Annotated in this window: 10 protein-coding genes; 9 read left to right on the top strand and 1 reads right to left on the bottom strand. The window is 68.9% G+C overall.

What is annotated here, in order from left to right; translation table 11 throughout:
* The first annotated feature begins 2 nt into the window (after positions 1–2).
* The 9 genes from ACOEQ2_RS07760 to ACOEQ2_RS07800 all read left to right on the top strand — a co-directional run bounded on the left by ACOEQ2_RS07760 (position 3) and on the right by ACOEQ2_RS07800 (position 20,248).
* Positions 3–1,112, top strand: coding sequence for a DUF4432 family protein (locus ACOEQ2_RS07760; RefSeq protein ID WP_419730800.1), 1,110 nt, complete (start codon positions 3–5; stop codon positions 1,110–1,112).
* Positions 1,109–2,026 carry a ribokinase gene (gene rbsK / locus ACOEQ2_RS07765; RefSeq protein ID WP_419730801.1) on the top strand — a complete coding sequence of 306 codons (918 nt, stop codon included), beginning with the start codon at positions 1,109–1,111 and terminating at the stop codon, positions 2,024–2,026. Before ACOEQ2_RS07760 ends, rbsK begins: the two co-directional genes overlap by 4 nt.
* Positions 2,027–2,651: 625 nt before the next feature.
* Entirely contained in the window at positions 2,652–6,701 is a 4,050-nt protein-coding gene (locus ACOEQ2_RS07770) for a Hint domain-containing protein (protein ID WP_419730802.1), read from the top strand.
* Positions 6,698–7,630 (top strand): sulfotransferase, encoded by a 933-nt coding sequence (locus ACOEQ2_RS07775; RefSeq protein WP_419730803.1) that lies wholly within the window; start codon positions 6,698–6,700, stop codon positions 7,628–7,630. The genes ACOEQ2_RS07770 and ACOEQ2_RS07775 overlap by 4 nt, the downstream gene beginning before the upstream one ends.
* A gap of 186 nt (positions 7,631–7,816) precedes the next feature.
* A complete protein-coding gene (locus ACOEQ2_RS07780) occupies positions 7,817–9,106 on the top strand; it encodes an autotransporter strand-loop-strand O-heptosyltransferase (RefSeq protein WP_419731164.1) in 1,290 nt (429 codons plus the stop codon).
* Complete coding sequence (locus tag ACOEQ2_RS07785) at positions 9,103–11,055, top strand: S53 family peptidase (RefSeq protein ID WP_419730804.1); 1,953 nt, start codon at positions 9,103–9,105, stop codon at positions 11,053–11,055. Before ACOEQ2_RS07780 ends, ACOEQ2_RS07785 begins: the two co-directional genes overlap by 4 nt.
* A 48-nt stretch (positions 11,056–11,103) precedes the next feature.
* A complete protein-coding gene (locus ACOEQ2_RS07790) occupies positions 11,104–14,703 on the top strand; it encodes a Hint domain-containing protein (protein ID WP_419730805.1) in 3,600 nt (1,199 codons plus the stop codon).
* 105 nt (positions 14,704–14,808) lie between these two features.
* On the top strand, positions 14,809–16,665 hold the full coding sequence (locus tag ACOEQ2_RS07795) for a S53 family peptidase (RefSeq protein ID WP_419730806.1): 1,857 nt from the start codon (positions 14,809–14,811) through the stop codon (positions 16,663–16,665).
* Positions 16,613–20,248 (top strand): Hint domain-containing protein, encoded by a 3,636-nt coding sequence (locus tag ACOEQ2_RS07800; protein WP_419730807.1) that lies wholly within the window; start codon positions 16,613–16,615, stop codon positions 20,246–20,248. Before ACOEQ2_RS07795 ends, ACOEQ2_RS07800 begins: the two co-directional genes overlap by 53 nt.
* A 107-nt stretch (positions 20,249–20,355) precedes the next feature.
* Here ACOEQ2_RS07800 and ACOEQ2_RS07805 read toward each other — a convergent pair whose 3' ends face one another.
* The gene (locus ACOEQ2_RS07805) at positions 20,356–21,207 is read right to left on the bottom strand and encodes a serine hydrolase domain-containing protein (protein ID WP_419730808.1); all 852 of its coding nucleotides are present in this window, start codon (positions 21,205–21,207) and stop codon (positions 20,356–20,358) included.
* Between the last annotated feature and the right edge of the window lie 11 nt (positions 21,208–21,218).

Consider the following 21,218-nt stretch of genomic DNA (forward strand, 5'->3'; position numbering starts at 1 on the left):
CGATGCGCCTGCTCGCCACCCTGCCGCTGGACCCGGACTTTTCCGGCAACACCGAGCGCCAGGTGATCCAGGCCGGCACGCTGTCGGCCAGCCTGTTCCGCTACCCGAGCGGCATCGCGGCACTCCGCATCCGCAACGGCCGCGGATCGCTGATCGTGCTGCCGTGGTTCGGCCAGATGATCTGGCACGCCGAGTTCGACGGCGTGGATCTCACCATGCGCAGCGGCTTCGAGATGCCGCTGCCGGCGGACAGCATCGGCGGCACCTATGGCTGCTTCGCGTTCCATAGCGGCCTGCTGCGCAACGGCGTGCCCTCGGCGGCCGACACCCATGCGGCGCACGGCGAGTTCCCTACCGCCCGCATGCGCCGCGCCTGGCTCGAGCTGTTCGACCACGACGGCATGCTGGCGTTGCGCGTTGTCAGCGAGCGCGATCACGTGGTCGGCTTCGGTCCGCACTACCTCGCGCGTCCGGCGGTCACGCTGACCGAGGCGAGCGGCCGCTTCGACATCACGCTCGACGTCGAGAACCGCTCCGGGCGGCCGATGGAGCTGATGTACATGGCCCACGTGAACTTCGCGTTCGTGGCCGGCGGCACGATCCTGCAGGCGGCACCATTCACCCCGGCGCAGGTCGCGGTCCGCACCAGCATCCCGGCGCATGTCGTGCCGACCGATGAGTACCGCGCGCTCATCGATACGTTGGCCGTCACCCCGGAGCGGATGCAGCGGCTCGAGGAGCCCGCGTCGTACGACCCCGAGCAGGTGTTCTACGTCAGCGGCCTCGGCACCGACGCCACCGGCCGCACCGCCCTGATGCTGCGCCGGCCGGAAGGCGATGCGTTCGTGCTGGAGTACGCGCCGTCCGAGTTCCCGTTCTGCGTACGCTGGATCCTGAACGGCCCGGACCAGAGCGTCGGCGCGTTCGCGCTGCCCTCCACGTGCCTGCCCGAGGGCTACATCGCGGAGCGCGCACGCGGCCACGTGCGCCTGCTGCCGCCGCGTGGCCGCACGAGCTTCAGCGTCGGCCTCGGCCACCTCGACATCCCCGAAAGCGACGCCGCCGCCACGGCGATCGCCGCCCTGCAACCCCCGTCGGAGCATCGGCCATGAGCGCACGCATCGGCGTCATCGGCAGCAACATGGTCGACCTGGTCACGACCATCGACCGCATGCCGCGCATCGGCGAGACGCTCGAGGCGCCGGCGTTCTCGATCGGCAACGGCGGCAAGGGCGCCAACCAGGCGGCCGCCGCGGCCAAGCTCGGCGCCGACGTGCTGATGGTCAGCCGTGTCGGCGACGATGTCTTCGGCGCCGACACGATCGCCAACATGCAACGCCTCGGCATCGACACCCGCCACGTCCACGTGGTGCCGGGCGCCTCGAGTGGCGTGGCACCAATTTTTGTCGACGCGAATGGCGACAACAGCATCCTGATCATCAAGGGCGCCAACGATCATCTGCTGCCGGACGGCGTCGACGAGGCAGCCGCCGACTTGCTGGATTGCGGGCTGATCGTGCTGCAGCTCGAGATCCCGCTGGAGACCGTCTATCACGCGATCGACTGGGCGCACGCCGCCGGCAAGCGCGTGCTGCTCAACCCGGCGCCCGCAACCCAGGCGCTGTCGCTGGAGCGCATCGCCCACGTCGATTTCTTCATGCCGAACCAGACCGAGCTGTCGATCCTGACCGGCCTGCCGACCTCCAGCGCCCGTGAAGCCGAGGCCGCTGCCCGGGTGCTGCTCGATCGCGGCATCGGCACGATCGTGGTGACGCTCGGCGCAGACGGCGCGCTGCTGGTGACCGCCGACGAGGTCAGCCTGATCCCGCCGGTGAAGGTGGTGGCGCGCGACACCAGCGGCGCCGGCGACGCCTTCATCGGCGCGTTCGCCGCGCACTACGTGCAGGACAACGACCTGCACGCGGCGCTGCGCCAGGCGACGCGCTATGCCGCAGACTCGGTCACCCGGCCCGGCACGCAGAAGGCCTTCGCGACCGCCGAGGAGTTCAGCCGGTTGGCACTCTAGCCGGTACCGGCACGCGCAGTCCGGCTGCGCAGGACCTGCCGCCCTGCGTCGGGATCGGACGGGATCGTCGGACGGTGAACGGCCATGCGCCCGCATCGGAACGCGACAGGCATATGCCTAAAGACCGCTCAGTTTTTGCGGAAATAGCTCACCGCTTGATCGACCCGGTGCAGCGGGATCAAAATTCCAGCAAATAGCGCATATCCCCTCTTTACCGCTTGGCAACGGATGCGCAGAGTGTTGCCTGACGATATCGAACGTCGGATTTCAAGAGGCAGTTGCGACCACCTCCACGCAACGTTCCATGAGACAGAGGCAGCTCGGGTCGATGTCATTCGTTCCACCGCTTGGCTCGCAAGATCTTGGATTATCCGGTGTGGGCAACTGGATACTCTTAGACGTTTGCCTGGAACTTCCTGATTAATACGGCCAGATCGTCTGGCCATTTCCACCACGCCATAGGCGCGAGGTCGAACGTCCCGTTTACGGACTGACCCGATGCTTTGCCCGCCATTCGGACTATCGGATGGGGTGGTCCGACGAAGCAAATCCAATCCGAACCCGGAATGCCGCACACCGCACTGGTCTGCGGCAGTCAAGGGAACACGCTTCGAGGATCCGATCGATGACGAACCAGTTTGTCAGTTCCGGTACGAGTGTTTCCGGCGTCGTGGTGGCTCCCGGTGACACGCTCGACGTCCTGTACGGGGGGCTGACGCTGAATGCACTCGTCTCGTCGGGCGGCAGCGACATCATCGCCGGGGACGGCCTCGACACGACGCTGCTCGCCTTCGCGACCGAGGTGGTATCGGCCGGCGGTACTGCGATCGCGACCTCGGTCGGAGCACTGGCCGCGCAATTCGTTTATTCGGACGGTACCGCCATCGACACGATCGTCGCGTCGGGCGGCGAGGCGTTCGTGCTGTCCGGCGGATTGGCGTACGAAGCCGAGGTGCGGGCGGGCGGCTACCTGTCCATTTCCGCCGGCGGCACGGCGAGCGCCTCCGTACTGTCCGCCGGCGGTACGCAGCTCGTGATGTCGGGCGGAATGGCGCAGGACACCTTTGTTTCCGGCGGCTTCGACACGATCTCTGCCGGCGGCGTGGCATCCGCATCCATGATCGACAGCGGCGGCATCGAGACCGTCCTGAGCGGCGGCGACAGCATCGCGGCAGGCATCGGCAGCGGCGGCTACCTGGTCGTCTCGGCCGGCGGCGAGGCCAGCGGCGGCACGGTCTCGAGCGGCGGCTACATCCGCGTCTCGGCCGGCGGCATAACGCGAAACGACGTGATCTCGTCGGGCGGAACCGAGATCGTGCTGTCGGGCGGCGTCGCCTCCGGCACCACGATCGGCGCGTTCGGGATGCAGGTCCTGTCCGCCGGCGGCACCTCCATCGCAACGGTCGTCGATTCGGGCGGATACGAGATCGTTTCGGCTGGCGGGACCGCGAGCGGCACGACGATCGGCTACGGCGGCGAGGCCTACGTGCTCTCGAACGGGCTTGCCCAGGGGGCGATCGTCTCGTCCGGTGGTTACCTCGCCGTATCGTCCGGCGGCGCCGCTCTCGGCACCACGGTCGAGAACGGCGGCACCGAGGCGCTGGGAAACGGGGCGGTCGCCAGTGGCGGCGTGATCTCGGGCGGCGGCGTGGAGACCGCGTCGTTCGGCGCGGAAACGATCGGCGACACGGTCGAGTCCGGCGGCTATCTCGTCCTGTCGGCCGGTGGCGTCGCTGACGACACCCAGGTCGGATCGGGCGGCTTCCTGCTGATCTCTTCCGGTGCCGCGGCCAGCGGCGCCGTGGTCTCGTCCGGCGGCCTGGAGGTGGTGTCCGCAGGCGGCCTGGCACTGGCGACGATGTTGCTGTCCGGGGGAGGCATCCAGCTCGACGACCTGGCCTTCGCGTCCGGCGGCCAGGCGGTGCTGGACGCCGACACCGACACCCTCGTCGTCACCGAGGGTGGCCGGAGCGTCGATGTCGCACTCCAGGGCAGCTATGACGGCCTGTATTTCCGGCTGTCCGACGCCGCCGATGGCGCGACGATCATCACCGCCGAGGGCACGCCGTGCTACGGCCGCGGGACGCTGATCCGGACAGACACCGGCGACGTACCGGTCGAGGGGTTGCGCATCGGCGACATGCTGGTCACCGCGTCGGGCGCGATGCGGCCGCTGCGCTGGATCGGACGCCGCTCCTACGATCGCGATTTCGCTGCCGGAAAGAGCGACATCCTGCCGGTGATGGTGCGCGCCGGCGCGCTCGCCGACGGTGTTCCGCGCAGGGACCTGTTCGTGTCTCCGCTGCACGCGCTGTTCCTGGATGGCCACCTGGTTGCGGCGATGCTGCTGGTCAACGGCAGCAGCATCCGGCAGGCGGGTGCCATCGATACCGTGGAGTATTTCCACCTCGAGCTCGACGAGCACGACATCCTGCTGGCCGAGAATGCCCCCGCGGAAAGCTTCATCGACGATGGCAGCCGCGGCATGTTCCACAATGCCGGCGAATATACCGAGCTCTACCCGCAGGCGGTGCCGCAGCCGGCACGCTACTGCGCCCCGCATCTGGAAGCCGGCGAGGCGCTGGAGGTGCTGCGCGAGCGCCTGGCCGTCCGCGCCAGGTCCGCCGCGCCGGTCGCACCGGCCGGCCGGACACCGCTGGATGGCCATCTCGACCAGGTCGATCACCAGATGATCCGCGGCTGGGCGCGCGAGCCGGATGGCGCCGTCGCCAGGCTCCGCATCCTCGATAACGGCCGCACCATCGGCATCGTCGACGCCGACCTGTTGCGGCCCGATCTTGTCGTGACGGGCATCGGCGATGGCCGCCACGCCTTCGAGTTCGCCGTGCCGGGCGGCCTCGATCCGCGAGTGCGCCACGTGATCCAGGTGCAGCGGGTGCTGGGCGGGGCAGAGCTCGGTTCATCGCCGGTGTTTCTCGATCCGGCGGCGGACGATGCGGACGGATCGGGCCCGCACGTCCTGCCGGTGCTGGCCGACGCGGAGGTCGAGGATGGCCGCTACGGTCACCTCGACAGGGTGGAGCGCGGCCTCATCAAGGGCTGGGCGTGGAACCGCCTCGAGCCGAACCATCCTGTTGCGGTGCAGGTCTTTGCCGATGGTCACCTGCTGGTACGGGTGGTCGCCAACGCCTATCGCCACGACCTCGCGGCAGCCGGGATCGGCAGCGGACGCCATGGTTTCGAGGTCGAGCTGCCGGCCGAGCTGTCGCCGCGCAGCCGCCACGTGCTGCACGTCCGCATCGAGAACAGCCACCGCGAGCTGCTCGGCTCACCGGTCGCGATCGAGCCGGCAACCGCGTTCGACGGGACCCTGGAAAAGGTGGTGGCCGACGCGGTCGGCAGCCTCGCCGGCGCCCCGGATCGCAATCGGGTGCTGTCGTTCCTGCTGTCCGAGGCGGACCGCGTGCGCCAGCAGATGGCCGACGACGATGCCAGCCGAGTAGCCCGGGACCGGACGCACCGGGAGCGGCGGCTGCAGGGCCCCCACGCGGATGCATCACAGCCGATGCGTCGTGCCTTGGTGATCGACGAGCGTACGCCATCGGCCGACCGGGATGCCGGGTCGCAGGCCCTGCTGTCGCACATGCAGGCGCTGCAGGAGCTCGGTTACGCGGTGAGCTTCGCCGCCACCGAGGACGTCCACACCGACGGGCCGGCAGCGCAGCGGCTCCGCGAGCAGGGCGTCACGGTCTGTGGCGCGCCCGTCTATGGCTCGGTCGAGGATCTGCTGCGCCGGCAGGCAAACTGCTTCGACGTCGTCTATCTGCACCGGATCGCGACCGCCTCTGCCTATATGGCGCTCGCCCGGCGGCACATGCCGGCAGCGCGGCTGATCTACAGCGTGGCCGACCTGCATCATGTGCGCCTGTCGCGGCAGGCCAAGGCGGAGCGGCGACCGGAGCTGCTGGGGTTGAGCCACCGGCTCAGGCTGGAGGAATGCACGGCCGCCTGGCAGGCGCATGCGGTGCTGACCCATTCGCCGGTCGAGGCCGATCTGCTGCGTCGCGCGGTCCCCGCCGCCGCCGTCTATGAGGTGCCCTGGGCGGTCGCCGTCGACGAGGAGGCGGTCGATGCAGCGGGCGGACCCGATTTCACGTCGCGTGCCGGCGTCGCCTTCATCGGCCATTACGGGCACGCGCCGAACGAGGATGCGGCCTGCTGGCTGGTGGAAACCATCATGCCGCTGGTCTGGGCCCGCGATCCGAGCATCCCGTGCCTGCTGGCCGGCAGCGACATCACGCCGCGGATCCACGCGCTGGGCCGTCCCGGTGTGGAGATCCTCGGCCACGTTGCCGATCTGGCGCCCCTCTGGCGTCGGGTGCGGCTGTCCGCGGCACCGCTGCGCTTCGGCGCCGGCATCAAGGGCAAGGTGCTGAACAGCCTTGGCGCCGGGGTGCCCTGCCTCATGACGGCCCTGGCTGCGGAAGGGCTGACGCTGTCGGCGCCGCTGCGGGAGGCGCTGGTCGCCGATGAGGCCGAGGCGCTGGCCGACCGGATCTGCCGCCTGCATGCCGACGCCGGCCTGCATGCGACGGCACGCGCCGAAGGTCTGCGGCTGATCCGTCGGCGTCACGGGCGCGCAACCGTGCGGGACGCGCTACAGACGGCGATCGACGGCTGCCGGCCGGCCGCCGCGGCAGCGAGTGCGGCATGAACGCAGTGACGCACGCCGCCGCCCCCGTCGCGCTGGACATGACGCGAAGGCTCGACCGGTTGCGGGACGTGGCCGAGCGGCAGCTGTTCTTTGTCGGCGGCGCGCCGCGGTCCGGCACCACCTGGCTGCAGCACCTGCTCGACGGGCATCCCGAAATCTCGTGCCGGGGCGAAGGGCTGTTCTGGCAACATCTGGCCTTGCCGCTGCAGGCGATGGTGAAGGATCGCGGCGTCGCCATCGCCGGCAAGAACGAGCAGCTGTTCGCCCATACCGGCGGGTATCCGATCCCGGGGGACGAGGATTGCGAACTCCTGCTCGGCACCGGCATCCTCGCGGCGCTGGACCGGCAGATGCGGCTGCGGCCGGACGGCGGCGCCGGCTGCCGCGCGGTGGGCGAGAAGACCCCGGAGAACGTGTTCCTGTTCCCCCGCCTCAAGCACCTGCTGCCCGATGCGCGGCTGATCGCGATCGCACGCGATCCGCGCGATGTGCTGGCCTCGGCCTGGCACGCCTTCATCCAGCGCGTGCACCCGGACCAGGACATGTCGGCGCGCAAGCCGGAATTCGTGCGCATGTCGCTCGATGCGATGGATGACGGCGCGCGCTCGATGTTTCGCATTGCGGCCGCCGACCCGAGATCGTGTTTGCTGCTCACCTACGAGGGCCTGCTGCGTGATACGGCAGGGCTGCTGGCCGGCGCGTTCCGGTTTCTCGGCGTTTCGGACGATCCCGAGATCACCGCGCAATGCGTCGAGCGATCCTCCTTCGAGCGGCTGAGCGGCGGGCGGGCGCGCGGCGTCGAGCGATCCGACGCCTTCATGCGCCGGGGAACCACCGGCGGCTGGCGGGATACCCTCGACGAGGACATGAACGCGGTGATCCTCGCGCGGCTCGGCTGGATGTTTCCACGTTTCGGCTGGGAGCCCTGATCGATGGCCTGGATTCCTGGCGCACCCGCGGACATGTCCACCGGCTCCTGGTCACCGGCTGACGGCGGCGGGCCGATCGCCCCGGATCATGAAGATGCCGGCTCGCGAGAGGCCAAGCTGGACGAGGCGGGGCTGGGCGAGGCGGGCTTGCGGGAGGCGGGGGCGGTCGTTCCAGTGACCGCGATCATGCCGCCGCCGCCGGCCGAGCCTGCTTCCGGCGACGCGCCCGGGGCGGCGCAGAAGAAGCCGGCCTTCCCTGCCCCGGCTTCCGTGCCGACGCAGACCGGCGCCGAGGGCATCCGCTTCGACTTCAATGCCGGCGCCCGTGTGCAGCTTCCCACCGGGCGGCGCTGGCGAGTGCGGCTGCGCGACCTCGATACCGGAAACATCCTGTTCCAGAACGAGAACAGCGGCGCGATGGTCCTGTCGGCCAAGCGCTACTACGTGCGGATCGGCATCGAGGCGTGGGACCTGGGCCAGCCCGAAGGCTCGCCTCCGGTACTGGCGCACGAGTACGACGCTGCCGGAAAACCCGTGCTGATCCAGTTTCCGGTCGGCACGCTCGGCGACACCATCGGCTGGTTTCCATACGCCGCCCGCTTCGCCGCCGAGCGACGCGCGCGGGTGGTGTGTGCGATGTCGGCGCTGATCATCCCGCTGTTCCGCGACGCCTACCCGGAGATCGAGTTCGTCAGCCACGAGGACGTCGTTGCGCGCAAGTTGGCAGAGCAGGCCTACGCCACCTACTCGCTCGGCCTGTTCTTCGACGACAAGGAAAGTATTCACCAGCCGACCGATTTTCGCCTGGTCGGGCTGCACCGCACCGCCGGCTACATCCTGGGCGTCGATCCCGCCGAGGAGATCCCGCGCATCGTGACCGCACCCGGCGGCCGTCCGATCGAGGAGCCGTATGTGTGCATCGCGGCGCAGAGCTCGTCGCAATGCAAATACTGGAACAACCCGAACGGCTGGCGCGAGGTGATCGCGCACCTGAAGCAGGCCGGATACCGGGTGATCTGCATCGACCAGAAAGCGGTGCACGGCACCGGCATCGTCTGGAACCACATCCCGCATGGCGCCGAGGACCAGACCGGCGACCGGCCGCTGGCGGAACGCGCGCGCTGGCTGCAGCACGCGGCGTTGTTCGTGGGATTGTCGAGCGGGCTGTCCTGGCTGGCCTGGGCGGCGCGAACGCCGGTCGTGCTGATCAGCGGCTTCACCCATCCGACCAACGAGTTCGCGACCCCGTTCCGGGTCATCAACTGGCATGGCTGCAACTCGTGCTGGAACGATCCGCGCGAGCGTTTCGACCACCACGATTTCCTGTGGTGCCCAAGGCACGCCAACACGCCGCGGCAATTCGAATGCACGCGGCTGATCACCGGACAGCAGGTGATCAGGGCGATCGACGCAGCCGCTTCCGAACGATCCGCCGGTCCAGGGCCGGTTCCAGAACCCTCCAGGAGCTCATCATGAGATTGTCCACCGTTCTCGGCGCAGGTGTCGCGATGCTGGCGCTGCTTTCCTGCTTCGGGGCCGGCTCCGGCTCCGAAGCCGAAGCGGCGCCGATGGCGCTGGTCGGCGGCGTGTCTCCGGGCGAGACCGTCGCGTTCAGCCTGGTGCTGCCGCTGCGCGACAAGGCGGGCCTGGAAGCCCTCGTGGCGCAGCAGCACGACCCGTCCTCGGCCAGCTTCCACCAGTGGCTGACCCCGGACCAGGTGCAGCAGCGCTTCGGTCCGACTGCCGCCGCCGTGCAGCAGGCGGAAGCAGCATTGCGGGCGCGCGGCCTGTCGGTGGCGACCACCGGCCGGTCGCTGCGTGCGACCGGCAGCGGGACGCAGGTGACCGCCCTGCTCGGCACGTCGCTGGTGCGTGGCCGCACGCCCGCCGGGACCGTGCATGTCTTTGCGATGTCGAGACCGGCGCTGCCGCAGGCATTGCAGGCGCTCGGCGGCACCGTGCTGGGCCTGAGTGCGGATCCGCACGAGGCGCACACCCTGTCGCGCCGGGTGAACGTGTCGTCCGCCACCCTGGCCAATCCGAAGAACCGCTACGGCACCACCGGCAGCTACTGGTACGACGACCTGAAGCAGGCGTACCAGTATCCGTCGTACCAGACCATGATCACGGTCGGCGGCAAGAAGCAGCGGCTGGACGGCACCGGCGCCACGATCGGGATTCTGATGTCGTCCGACATCTACGACAGCGACGTCGCCGCGGTCTTCAACCACGAGAACTTCAAGGCGCACTCCGGGCAATCGCGGAATCCGACGCTCTACAAGCGGGTCGCGGTGGATGGCGGCTCCAACACCGGCTCGGACGCGCTCGACGAGGCGTCGCTCGATGTGCAGGAAGCGCTGACCGGTGCGCCGGGCTCGCACGTGATCCTCTACGAGGTGCCGTCGCTTTCGGACGAGAACATCATCGATGGCTACACAAGGGTCATCGCCGACAACCAGGCCGACGTGGTGTCGTCCTCGTTCGGCGGCTGCGAGCTCACCTACACCGCCGCCTACAATGACGGCGTTGATGAGACGGCGACGCTCACGCTGGAGCACGAGCTGTTCCTGCAGGGCAACGCCCAGGGCATCACCTTCCTCGCCTCCTCGGGCGACAATGCCGGGCTGGAATGTCCCAGCGTCAATTACGTCGCGAACGGCACCAACGGCGTATTCCTCAAGGGCGTGTCGGTTCCGGCGGCCGATCCGAACGTCACCGCCGTCGGCGGCACCAACGTCGTCACCAACGCCAGCGCCACGTCGCTGGACTCGACCTACGTCAAGGAGAACGCGTACGGCGACCCGCTCATCCCGAACGATCCGTACGGCGTCGGCGCGACCCTGAGCGGCGGCTACTGGGGTGCCGGTGGTGGCGTCTCGACCCTCTTCGCCAAGCCGAGTTACCAGAGCACGACAGGCATCAACACCGGCTCGACCAGCTACCGCGCGCTGCCGGATATCGGCCTGCAGGTCGGCGGCTGCCCGGGCGGCGAGTCACAGACGCCCTGCAACGGCGGCAACTCGCCACTGAACGGCAACGGCAATACGGATCGCTCCTCCGTGGTCGTCGCGATCGACGGCTCGTTCGCCGGGCTGATCGGCACCAGCGTGGCCTCGCCGGAGTTCGCCGGCGCCGTCGCGTTGCTCGTCGAGCAGTACGGCCGCATGGGCAACCTGAACCCGTATCTCTACGCGCTCGGCCAGGCGCAGACCCGCGCCGGCTCCAACGGCACGGCCAAGGCGACCACGGTCTATCACCGCAACATCCCGGGCTATGACGGCGTGGTGACCAACAACCAGCCGGTGAACACCGGCGGCGCCTACTACAACTACACCGTCGGCAACGGCACTCCGGTGATCTACCGGCTCGTCGGCGCGTCCGGCGCCACGCCTGCCGGCATCCCGCAGACCAGCAGCAACCCGTAACGTTCGGCAGACGACGCCGCAAGAACAGCCACAGTCCGAGAAAGCACGATGACCGAAAAATCCGCAGCTGCGTCCCTCAACTCGAGCTTCATCGTCAGTTCAGGGACGGTGCTGGAGGGCGCCGTCGTGTCGGGCGGCGCGGCGGTGACGGTGATCGGCACCGTCCTTGCCGGTGGCGTCATCTCGGGTGCCGAGTTCCTCTCCAACACGATCGAATTCCTGCAGGGTGGCACCGATAGCGGCTCGCTGATCGGATCGGGCGCGGAACAGCTCGTGCTCTCCGGCGGCAGCGCCGTGGGCGACATGATTGCCGGCAGCTCCCAGATCCTGTCGGGCGGCCAGGCGACGTCCGATACGATCGCCTCGGGCGGCAGCCTCCTCGCCGGCGACGGCGCGCAGGTCGGACAGCTGACGATCGGAAGCGGCGGTTCGGCGCTGATCGACGCAGGCGCGGTCGGGTCCGCGGTGGTGGTCGAGAGTGGCGGCGTGCTGCAGGTCTCGGGAGCAGGCGGGACAGTCGGCGCCGGCGTGCTCGAGGGCGGCACCGTCCAGTCCGGCGGCCTGCTGTACGACGGCGGCACCGACAGCGGCACCACGATCGCGTCGGGCGGCCTGATGATCGTGTCCGGCGGAACGGCCGTGGGCGACACCGTGGCGTCCGGCGGCATCATCGCCGTGTATGGCGGCGGCAGCGTCAGCGGCACGACCGTGGACCCCGGCGGGCTGGTGGTCTCCACCGGCGAGATCGTGTTCGCAAGCAACGGCAGCGTCTCCTATGTCGGGTCCGGCCTGACCGCGGTGTCGGGCGGCTTCACCGACATCGTCGTGCTGGACGGGGGCAGTTTCGACAGCGGCTCGGTGAGCTTTCTCGGCGCCGCGGTCGACGTCACCTCCGGCGGCAGCGCCAGCTACGACGTCGTCTCGGCGAGCGGCGTGATCCGGATTTCGGCCGGCGGCGTCGGCCACGCATTGTCGCTCGGCGAGCTTGGCGCTGAAACGATCCTGAGCGGTGGCGTCGACAGCGGCACGACGGTGCTTCGTGAAGGCCTCCAGACCGTCGCCTTCGGGGGCCTGGCGGTGTCCGCGTTCGTGTCCGCGGGGGGCGAGCAGTTCGTGTCCGGCGGCAGCAGCCTCGCCACCCAGCTGTTCGCATCCGGGTTCCAGGTGGTGGAGGATGGCGGCGTCGCATCGGCAACGACCGTTGCGTCCGGCGGCGAGCAGTACGTGTTCGTCGGCGGCGAGACGATCGGCACCGATCTCTCCGGCCAGGAGTACGTGCTGTCCGGCGGCCTCGCCAGCGGCACGACGACCGAAGCCGGCGGCTTCATGGCCCTGTCCGCCGGCGGCCAGGCGGATGGCGGCACGGTGGCCTCGGCCGGCCTGGTACTGCTCGAGTCCGGCTCGACCCTGTCCGGCGCGACGCTGGACTCGGGCGGCTACGTGATCGCCCTGTCCGGCTCCACGGTGGCGGGCATCGTCGCCGATGGCGGTTCGGTCGTATCGACGGGCGTGCTCGTGGATGAAGGCACGTCCGGGATCATCTACGACCCGAAGGCACTCAGCGGAACGTTCCTGTCCGGCGGCACCGCCTACGTCCTCGCAGGGGGCACGCTCTCCTACGCGTCCGGCGGCGGAACCGTGCAGGTCTATGCGTCCGGACTGGTCGAGAACACCAACATCGGCGATGGCGGCGTGACCTCGATCGTGGTCTCGGCGGGAGGTTCAGCCACCAACGTCGACGTGGCGGGTCTCCTCGACAGCCTGGTCGACTCCGGCGGGACGCTGACCTCGGTCACCGTCTCGGATCACGCCACGGTCGCGATCCTGAGCGGCGGCATCGGCATCGACGATACCGCGGCGGCCGGCGGATCCATTGCCGTGGAAGGCGGCCTGACCAGCGGCGACATCATCCAGTCCACCGGAGGCGAGACGGTGGTGGCGGGTGGCACGGCCGTGAATGCCTTCGTGTCCGGCGCCTTCGCCCAGCTGAACGCGGAGGGCGGGACGCTCAGCAGCGCGACCGTCGTCGGCGGTGGCGTGAGCTTCGAGGCCAGCGGCGGCCTGGCGTCCGGCACCTTCGTCGGCAGCGGCGGCATGGAGCGCGTCTTCGACGGTGGCACCTCGGTCGACGAGACCGTCTCCAGCGGCTCGGTGTTCGTCCGCGAAGGTGGCGCCGTGTCCGGCGCCGCGATCGATGGTGGCGGCCTGCTCTTCGTGGACTCCGGCGGCTCGGCCGAAGGCGTCACGGTCTCCAGCGGCGGCATCCTGGCCGTCGCCGGCGGTGCGACGACGACCGGCGTCACGCTCGATGGCGGCATCGTGGTGTCCACCGGTGTCATCCAGATGACGGTGGACAATATCGGCAGCTACGACGGCGCCGGCGTCTCGGGCGTGGTGTTCTCGGCCGGCGAGATGATCGCGCTGTCCGGCGGCGTGATCTCGGACGTGCAGCTCATCGGCTCGCACGAGTTCTTCATCCTCGGCAACGGGACGCCGGGCCAGGGCGGCTACATCGCCGTGGAAGACCACGGATCGGCGTTCGGCGACGTGATCGGCGCGAACAGCAACCAGTATTCGAGCGAGCAGGACATCTTTTCCGGCGGCGTCGCGTCGGGCACGGTCCTGGACGATTCCGGCGTCGAGGTCGTGCTCAGCGGCGGCATCAGCCGCAACGTGACGGTGGCTGGCGGCGAGGAGGTCGTGGAAGGCGTGGTCTCCGGCCTTTCCGTGGCGCATGGCCAGGCGATCCTGGAAATCGGTGGCGTGGCCAGCGATGTTTCGGTCGGCAGCGGCGGCACGATCCAGTTCGTGGGCTCCAGCAGCGACATCACGGCCGAGACGGCAGGCCTCAGCCTGGCCGTGGGCGCCACCGTACTCCTGGACGGCTACAACGCCACCTCGACCGCCACGGCGACGCTGGATGCGGCAACCGACATCCTGCACGTGTCGCTCGGCGGCATCGAGATCGACCTGCAGCTGACGGGCGATTACTCCAGCGACTATTTCGTGGTCAGCGGCTCGTTCGGCGGCGGCACCTATATCGAGGTGGAGCAGGGATCGCCCTGCTACTGCCCGGGCACGCTGATCCTGACCGACACGGGCGAGGTTCCGGTGGAACAGCTGGCGATCGGCGACCGGCTGGTCACCGTGAGCGGCGTTGCGCGCCCGCTTCGCTGGATCGGCCGGCGCGCCTATGACGGCCGCTTCCTGGCCAACCGTTTCGACATGCTGCCCGTCACGTTCGAGCCCGGCTCGCTGGGGACCGACGCGGGCGGGGTGTCGGTGCCGCGGCGGGCGCTGGTGGTATCTCCGCTGCACGCGATGTTCCTGGACGGCGTGCTGGTGCCGGCGTCGGCGCTGGTGAACGGCCAGACCATCACCCAGGCCCGCACGGTGACGACGGTGGAATACATCCATCTCGAGCTCGACAGCCACGACGTGATCCTGGCCGAGGGTGCGGCGTCCGAAAGCTTCGTGGACGACGACAGCCGCCGCATGTTCGAGAACGCCGCCGAGTTCGAGCGGCTCTACCCCGGGCAGCCCCGCCGGCCCGCTATCTATTGTGCGCCCCGCGTCGAACACGGCGAACAGCTGGAAGCGATCCGCGACCGGCTGCGTCCGCCATCCGCCCGAACAGCGACCGCCTGATCCCGCAGATCGACATCCAGAAAGGAGCGTGCGTTGCGAATCCAATACGGTCTGATGGCAGGCATGGCAGGGCTCGCCTTTTCCACATGCGCATGGGCGGAACCCATGGCGATGATGGGCGGGGTAGCGCCATCCAGCGCGGTTGGGTTCGACGTGGTGCTGCCGCTGCGCGACAAGGCGGGGCTGGAGGCGCTGGTGGCGGCCCAGCATGATCCGTCCTCGGCGTCCTTCCATCACTGGCTGACGCCGGCCGAGGTGAATGCCCGCTTCGGCGCCGACGCGGCGGCAATCGAGGCCGCGAGCGCACAGCTCCGCGCTTCGGGCCTTTCGGTCACCGCAGAAGGTCGGGTGCTGCACGCATCCGGCCCGGCATCCGCGGTGACCGGCGCGCTCGGCACACCGCTCGCCCTGGGACGCACCGCGACCGGCCATACGCGGCCCTTCGCCACCGGCGTGATCAGGTTCGGCGGCGCAATCGGGGCGGCGGGCGGCACGGTGCTGGGCCTCGACCGCAACGTCCGCGAGCACCGGATCTACTCGCAGCGCGTGCCGCTGCCGGCCTCGGCGATCGGGCAGCCCGGCAATCGCCAGAGCGCAGTCGGTGTGTACTGGTACGACGACCTGCGGCAGGCGTACCAGTATCCGTCGTACCAGACCATGATCACGGTCAACGGCAAGAAACAGCGCCTGGACGGCACCGGCGCCACCATCGGCATCGTGATGTCGTCCGACGTGCTCGATTCCGACATCAAGATGATGTTCAACCACGAGAACTTCACCAAGAACTCGGGCCAGCCGGCAGATCCGAGATTGTACGAGCGGGTGCCGGTCAATGGCGGCGCCGCTGCGGGCGGCGGCGCGTTCGTCGAAGCGTCGCTCGACGTGCAGCAGTCGCTCGGCGGCGCACCCGGCGCTCACGTCATTCTCTACTCGATCCCGGACTTGACCGACGCCAGCATCATCGATGCGTACGTGAAGGTCGTGGCGCAGGACGTGACCGACGTCGTCTCATCCTCGTTCGGCGCCTGCGAGCTGTTCTACACCGCCGCCTACAATAACGGCGTCGACGAAACCGGACAGCTGCAGCTCGAGCACGAGATCTTCCTGCAGGGCAATGCGGAAGGCATCACCTTCCTGGTCTCGTCGGGCGACGATGCGGGTCGCGAATGCCCGACCGCCAACTACGTCCTGCAGGGAACCAACGGAACCGCGATCCCGAGCGTCAGCACACCGGCCAGCGATCCGAACGTGACCGCCGTCGGTGGCACCAACCTCATCACCGCATCGACCGCCGGCTCGCTGGATTCCTCATACGTCGGCGAGAACGCGTATGGCGATCCCGAAGTGCCGGCCGACACCTATGGCGTGGGCGCCACGATCAGCGACCTGTGGTGGGGCGCCGGCGGCGGCATTTCCACCATCTATGCAAAGCCCGCATTCCAGAACCAGACCGGGTTGCAGACCGGTTCGACGAGCTTCCGCGCCCTGCCCGATGTCGGCATGCAGGTCGGCGGATGCCCCGGCAGCGAAGCGGTCCAGCCCTGCAATGGCGGCAACTCCCCGCTCAACGGAAACGGCAATACGCAGCGCTCCGCGGTCGTCGTCACCGAGGCCGGCCAATACGTGGGCGTGATCGGGACCAGTGTCAGCTCGCCGGAATTCTCCAGCGTGGTGGCGCTTCTGGTCGAACAGTATGGCCGGATGGGAAACCTGAATTCCTATCTCTACAGCGCCGGCCACGCACAGACTGTCTCCGGCAGCAATTCGGCCACGCGGTCGACGACGGTCTTCCATCGCAGCATCCCCGGATATAATGGCGTGGTGACCAACAACCAGCCGGTGAATACCGGAGGCGCGTACTACAACTACACCGTCGGGAACGGCACGCCGATCGTCTATCACCTCGTCGGTGCCGCAACGGCCACGCCCGCCGGAGCGCCGCAAACCAGCAGCAATCCGTGACAGCACGTCACACCCGATAAGAATGTTGGAGGACATGATGCGGCACGGTTCGTCGTCACAGGCGCTGGTTTCGAGCGGCGCCACGATCGTCACATCCGGACAGGTGCTGTCGGGTGCCTTCATTTCGGCGTCGGTGCCGACACTGGTCGAGGTCCAGTCGGGGGGCATCGTCGAGAACAGCACGTTCTCTGGCAGCGTCACCGAGATCCTCGAAGGCGGCAGCGATAGCGGCTCGCTGATCGGCGCCGGCGCCAGCCAGTACGTGTTCTCCGGGGGCATCGCGACGGGCGACAGCATCGCCGGAAGTGCGACGGTCTTCAGTGGCGGCGTCTCGGTCTCGGCGCAGATCCTGTCGGGCGGCAGTACGGAAGTCGGCTTCGACGCGTCGATGCAGGGCGCGTCCATCCTCTCCGGCGGCTCGGCGGTGATCGATGGCGGCGGCGTCGCCTCGGCGACACTCGTGCAGGGCGGCGGGGCGCTCACGGTGGGTGCGGGCGGCTCGGCGTTCGGCGGCAGCATCGCGAGCGGCGGCCTGCTGATCGATGGCGGGATCGATAGCGGCACCGTGGTGTCGTCGGGCGGCCTGGTCCTGGTGTCCGGAGGGGTGGCGGACGGCGACACGCTGCTGTCCGGTGCGGTCATGGTGGTGATCGGCGGCAGCGTCAGCGGCACGATCGATGACGGCGGCGCTATCGTCTCCACCGGCGAGCTTCTCTTCACGAGCGGCGGCGGGATCAGTTACGTCGGTTCCGGCCTGACCAATCTTTCAGGCGGCTTCACGGAAGTCCTCGTGCTCGATCGCGGCAGCATCGACAGCAGCACGGTCTCGTCGGGCAGCCTCGTCGAGGTGACCTCGGGTGGCTCGGCATCGTTCGACGTGATTTCCGGCACAATCGACGTCCTGTCCGGCGGCGTCGCCAGCGGCCTGACGGTGACCCAGCTCGGCGTCGAGAACGTGGAGAGCGGCGGCATCGATTCCGGCTCGACGCTTTCGTTCGCGTTCCAGAACGTCCTGTCTGGCGGCCTTGCCGTCGGTGTCGGCATCTTTGCCGCGACACAGGACGTCAGAGGCGGTGAGACGATCTCGAGCTATATTTCCGCGAGCGGCGAGGAGCTGGTGGAGCTGGGCGGCGTCGCCTCGGCCACGGTGGTCGCCGCCAACGGCTATCTGATCCTCGAAACCGGCGGCAGCGCGGTCGACGCCCGGCTCTTCGGCAGCGCCCTCCTGATGTCGGGAGGAACGCTGGACGATGCGACGATCGGCCGCGGCGGCGAGGCCTTCGTCAGCGCCGGCGGCATCGTCCAGGGCGGCACGGTGACGTCCGACGGGTTGGTGATCGCCTCCAGCGGCGGCGCCGTGTCGGATCTGACGCTGTCCTCCGGCGGCTACGTGGTGGCGCTGGCAGGCAGCGTGCTGAGCGGCATCGTGTCCGACGGCGGCGAGGTCATTTCGACCGGTGTCGTCATCCACGAGAACGATGGCCATCTGGTGGTCGGCAACACCATCAGCTTTGCCGATCTCGGATCCGGTACGGCACTCGTGCTCGATAGCGGCACATTGATCTCGGCATCGGACGGGATCGTGACGGTGCTGTCGGGCGGCACGGTGCGCGACACGAGCGTGACCGGCGCGGCAAGCGGGCCCGGCACCGGCGTGCTCGAAGTGATCATTTCCTCCGGCGGCTCGGGCATCGACATCAACGCCGAGAATCGAGGCGGCCGCATCTTCGATTACGGCGGCACGCTCACCTCGGGATCGGTGACCAGCGCGGCCTTCGCCTACATCCTGAGTGGTGGCGTCGCCAACGCGATGAGCGCGTCGTCGGGCGCCCTGATCGACAACCAGTCCATCACCCACGGCGACCACGTCTTCGCTTCCGGAGGCGAGGAGGCGTACGAGGGCGGGATCTCGGAAGGCACGGTCGTCTCCGGCGCCTATGCCTCGATGCTGGCGCTCGAGGGCACGATCGCCTCGGCGCATGTCGGAGGTGCCGGCTACATCACGATCAGCACCGGCGGATATTCGACCGCGAGCGTGATCGCGAGCGGCGGCCTTGAGATCGTGAAGGGCGGCGGCGTGTCGCTCGACGACACGGTCTCGGGCGGCTTCATCATCGACAATCTCGATGGCACGGTCTCCGGCGTCACGATCGGGTCGGGTGGCATCGTGTTCGCGGCATCGGGCGGCGTCGTCGACGGCGCGGACGTGGCCAGCGGCGGCATCCTCGTGGTGGCCCCGGGCGCCTCGACGAGCGGCATCACCACGACAGGCGGCCTGGTTGTCTCGACCGGCGTCGCGGAGTTGAACGGCTCCAACCAGGGATCCTACGACGCGCACGGCCTGTCCGGTGTCTATGTCTCGGCGGCCGACGTGTTCGTGCTGGCCGGCGGCGTCGTCTCCGGCATCACGGGCGTCGGTTCCACCGTGCAGTTCAGCAACTTCACCGCCACCCCGGGACGCGGCACCGCCATACTCGTCGAGTCCGGAGGCCTGGCCATCGACACCACGATCGGCGGCTCGGGACAGCTGTACGAAAGTGCCCAGGAAATATTCTCCGGCGGTGTCGCATCCGGCACCATCGTGCAGATCGACGGCGAGGAAATCGTGTATGCGGGCGGCGTCTCGAACGACGTGAAAGACGACGGCAGCGAGACCGTGCTGGGCAGCGTGTCGGGGGTAACGGTGTTGTCCGGCGCCGCCTTGTTGGTATCGGCCGGCGGCCACGTCGCGGGCGCGCACGTGATGAGCACCGGCTATCTCGAACTGTCCGGCGCGTCGGCCGGCGAATACGAGCAGGACACCGGAGCGGTCACTCTCGATGTCGGCGCGAATCTCAGCTTTCTCGGGATCCAGAGCGGCGCAGCGGACACCGCCACCTGGGATGCGGCAACCGGCCAACTCGAGGTTTCGGCAGGCGGCCTCTCCATCGAGATCGACCTCGTCGGCAATTATGCGAACGATTATTTCGTCGTGAGCGGCAGCAGCGAATATGTCACGGTGACCGTCGAGCAGGGCACGCCGTGCTACTGCCCGGGGACGCTGATCCTGACGAGCAAGGGTGAGGTGCCGATCGAGGCCCTCCGGATCGGCGATCACCTGGTCACGCGCAACGGGACGTCGCGGCCGCTGAAATGGATCGGGCGCCGCTCGTACGACGGACGCTTCATCACCGCGCGCACCGACATCCTGCCGGTCACCTTCGCTCCGGGCTCGCTCGGACGCGACTCCGCCGGTCAGCCGGTACCGCGCCGCCCGCTCACGGTGTCACCGCTGCACGCGATGTTCCTGGACGGCGTGCTGGTGCCGGCCTCGGCCCTGGTGGACGGGCGGGCGATCGTGCAGGCGGCGTGCGTCGACCAGGTCGATTACATCCATCTCGAGCTGGACACCCACGACGTGATCGTGGCCGAAGGCGCGCTGTCGGAGAGCTTCGTCGATGACGGATCGCGCGGCATGTTCCAGAATGCCGGCGAGTACGCCCAGCTCTACCCGGGGGCGCCAAGCCGCCCCGCACTGTTCTGTGCGCCGCGGATCGAGGATGGCGATGGCCTGGAGGCGATTCGGGCGCGTCTCGCGGCCTGACGAGAGGGCGACGCGCCCCGATCCACGGGCTGGAGGCTGACCTGGATCTTCATGCCGGCCGGATCCTCGGCCGGCATGGACGGGCGTTGGTCTGTCCGCCCGGACGGTCAGGCCAGCAGGGCGACGGCATGCGCCTCGGCGTCCAGGCGTGATGGCAGTGCGGTCCACACCGCGGCTGCTCTCGTGCCACGCGCCAGGACCGCGATCCTGCTTCCAGGGCCTTCGCCCCGGTGTCCCAGCGGGTGATCCAGCGGATCATTCGCCCATAGCATGATGCCAAGCCCGTAGGCGGGGTCCGGATGCTCGCCGCGATACTCGGGGAGCGCGCGTCCGCGCAGCATCTCCGCAAGCATGGCCGGTCCGAGCAGGTCCCCGTTCATCAGCGCCCTCAGGAGACCGGCGGCGTCGGCCACGGTTCCGACGATCAGGCCGTGGAAGACCCAGCCCGGATCGTAGTTCTCGACAGCTCCCATCTGGACGCCCTCGAGGTCGGCCGGGAGGGTTGCCAGACGCGCTGTCGCGATCCGCGCCGGCTGGAACACCAGGCGGTCGAGAGCAGCCTGCAGCGGCAGGCCCGAGGCCCGTTCGATGAGCTGCGAGACCTTCAGGTAGCCGATATTCGAGTAGGCCCACCCCTCTCCCGGCTCGGAGTGCCACCGTTCGACATCGACGGCCGCCAGGAGCCGCTCGATCGGCCAGGGTGCGGCACCGGCCGCGACATCACGATGGTAATCCGGCAGCGCGCCATAGTCGGGCAGCCCCGCTTCATGGCGCAGAAGCTGGCGCAGGCTGAAGCGTTCACCCTCGACCGGCCCATCGAGCTGCAGCAGGCCGTCCTCGACGAGCCGGAGGGCGGCCGTCGCAAGGACGGTTTTGGTGAAGCTCCACCACGGCACCGGACCCGCGATGCCGGACGCGACCAGACCGCCCTCGTCGCCGATGAACGCGGTTGCCTGCATGTTGCATCCTG

It is taken from the genome of Lichenicola sp. (genome assembly GCF_965198575.1).
Taxonomy (GTDB): domain Bacteria; phylum Pseudomonadota; class Alphaproteobacteria; order Acetobacterales; family Acetobacteraceae; genus Lichenicola.

Excerpts from the sequence above, each read along its gene's own strand:
- ACOEQ2_RS07790 (WP_419730805.1), top strand. The coding sequence starts at position 11,104 with ATGACCGAAAAATCCGCAGCTGCGTCCCTCAACTCGAGCTTCATCGTC.
- ACOEQ2_RS07785 (WP_419730804.1), top strand. The coding sequence starts at position 9,103 with ATGAGATTGTCCACCGTTCTCGGCGCAGGTGTCGCGATGCTGGCGCTG.
- ACOEQ2_RS07775 (WP_419730803.1), top strand. The coding sequence starts at position 6,698 with ATGAACGCAGTGACGCACGCCGCCGCCCCCGTCGCGCTGGACATGACG.
- ACOEQ2_RS07760 (WP_419730800.1), top strand. The coding sequence starts at position 3 with ATGCGCCTGCTCGCCACCCTGCCGCTGGACCCGGACTTTTCCGGCAAC.
- ACOEQ2_RS07795 (WP_419730806.1), top strand. The coding sequence starts at position 14,809 with ATGGCGATGATGGGCGGGGTAGCGCCATCCAGCGCGGTTGGGTTCGAC.
- rbsK (WP_419730801.1), top strand. The coding sequence starts at position 1,109 with ATGAGCGCACGCATCGGCGTCATCGGCAGCAACATGGTCGACCTGGTC.
- ACOEQ2_RS07780 (WP_419731164.1), top strand. The coding sequence starts at position 7,817 with ATGCCGCCGCCGCCGGCCGAGCCTGCTTCCGGCGACGCGCCCGGGGCG.
- ACOEQ2_RS07805 (WP_419730808.1), bottom strand. The coding sequence starts at position 21,207 with ATGCAGGCAACCGCGTTCATCGGCGACGAGGGCGGTCTGGTCGCGTCC.
- ACOEQ2_RS07770 (WP_419730802.1), top strand. The coding sequence starts at position 2,652 with ATGACGAACCAGTTTGTCAGTTCCGGTACGAGTGTTTCCGGCGTCGTG.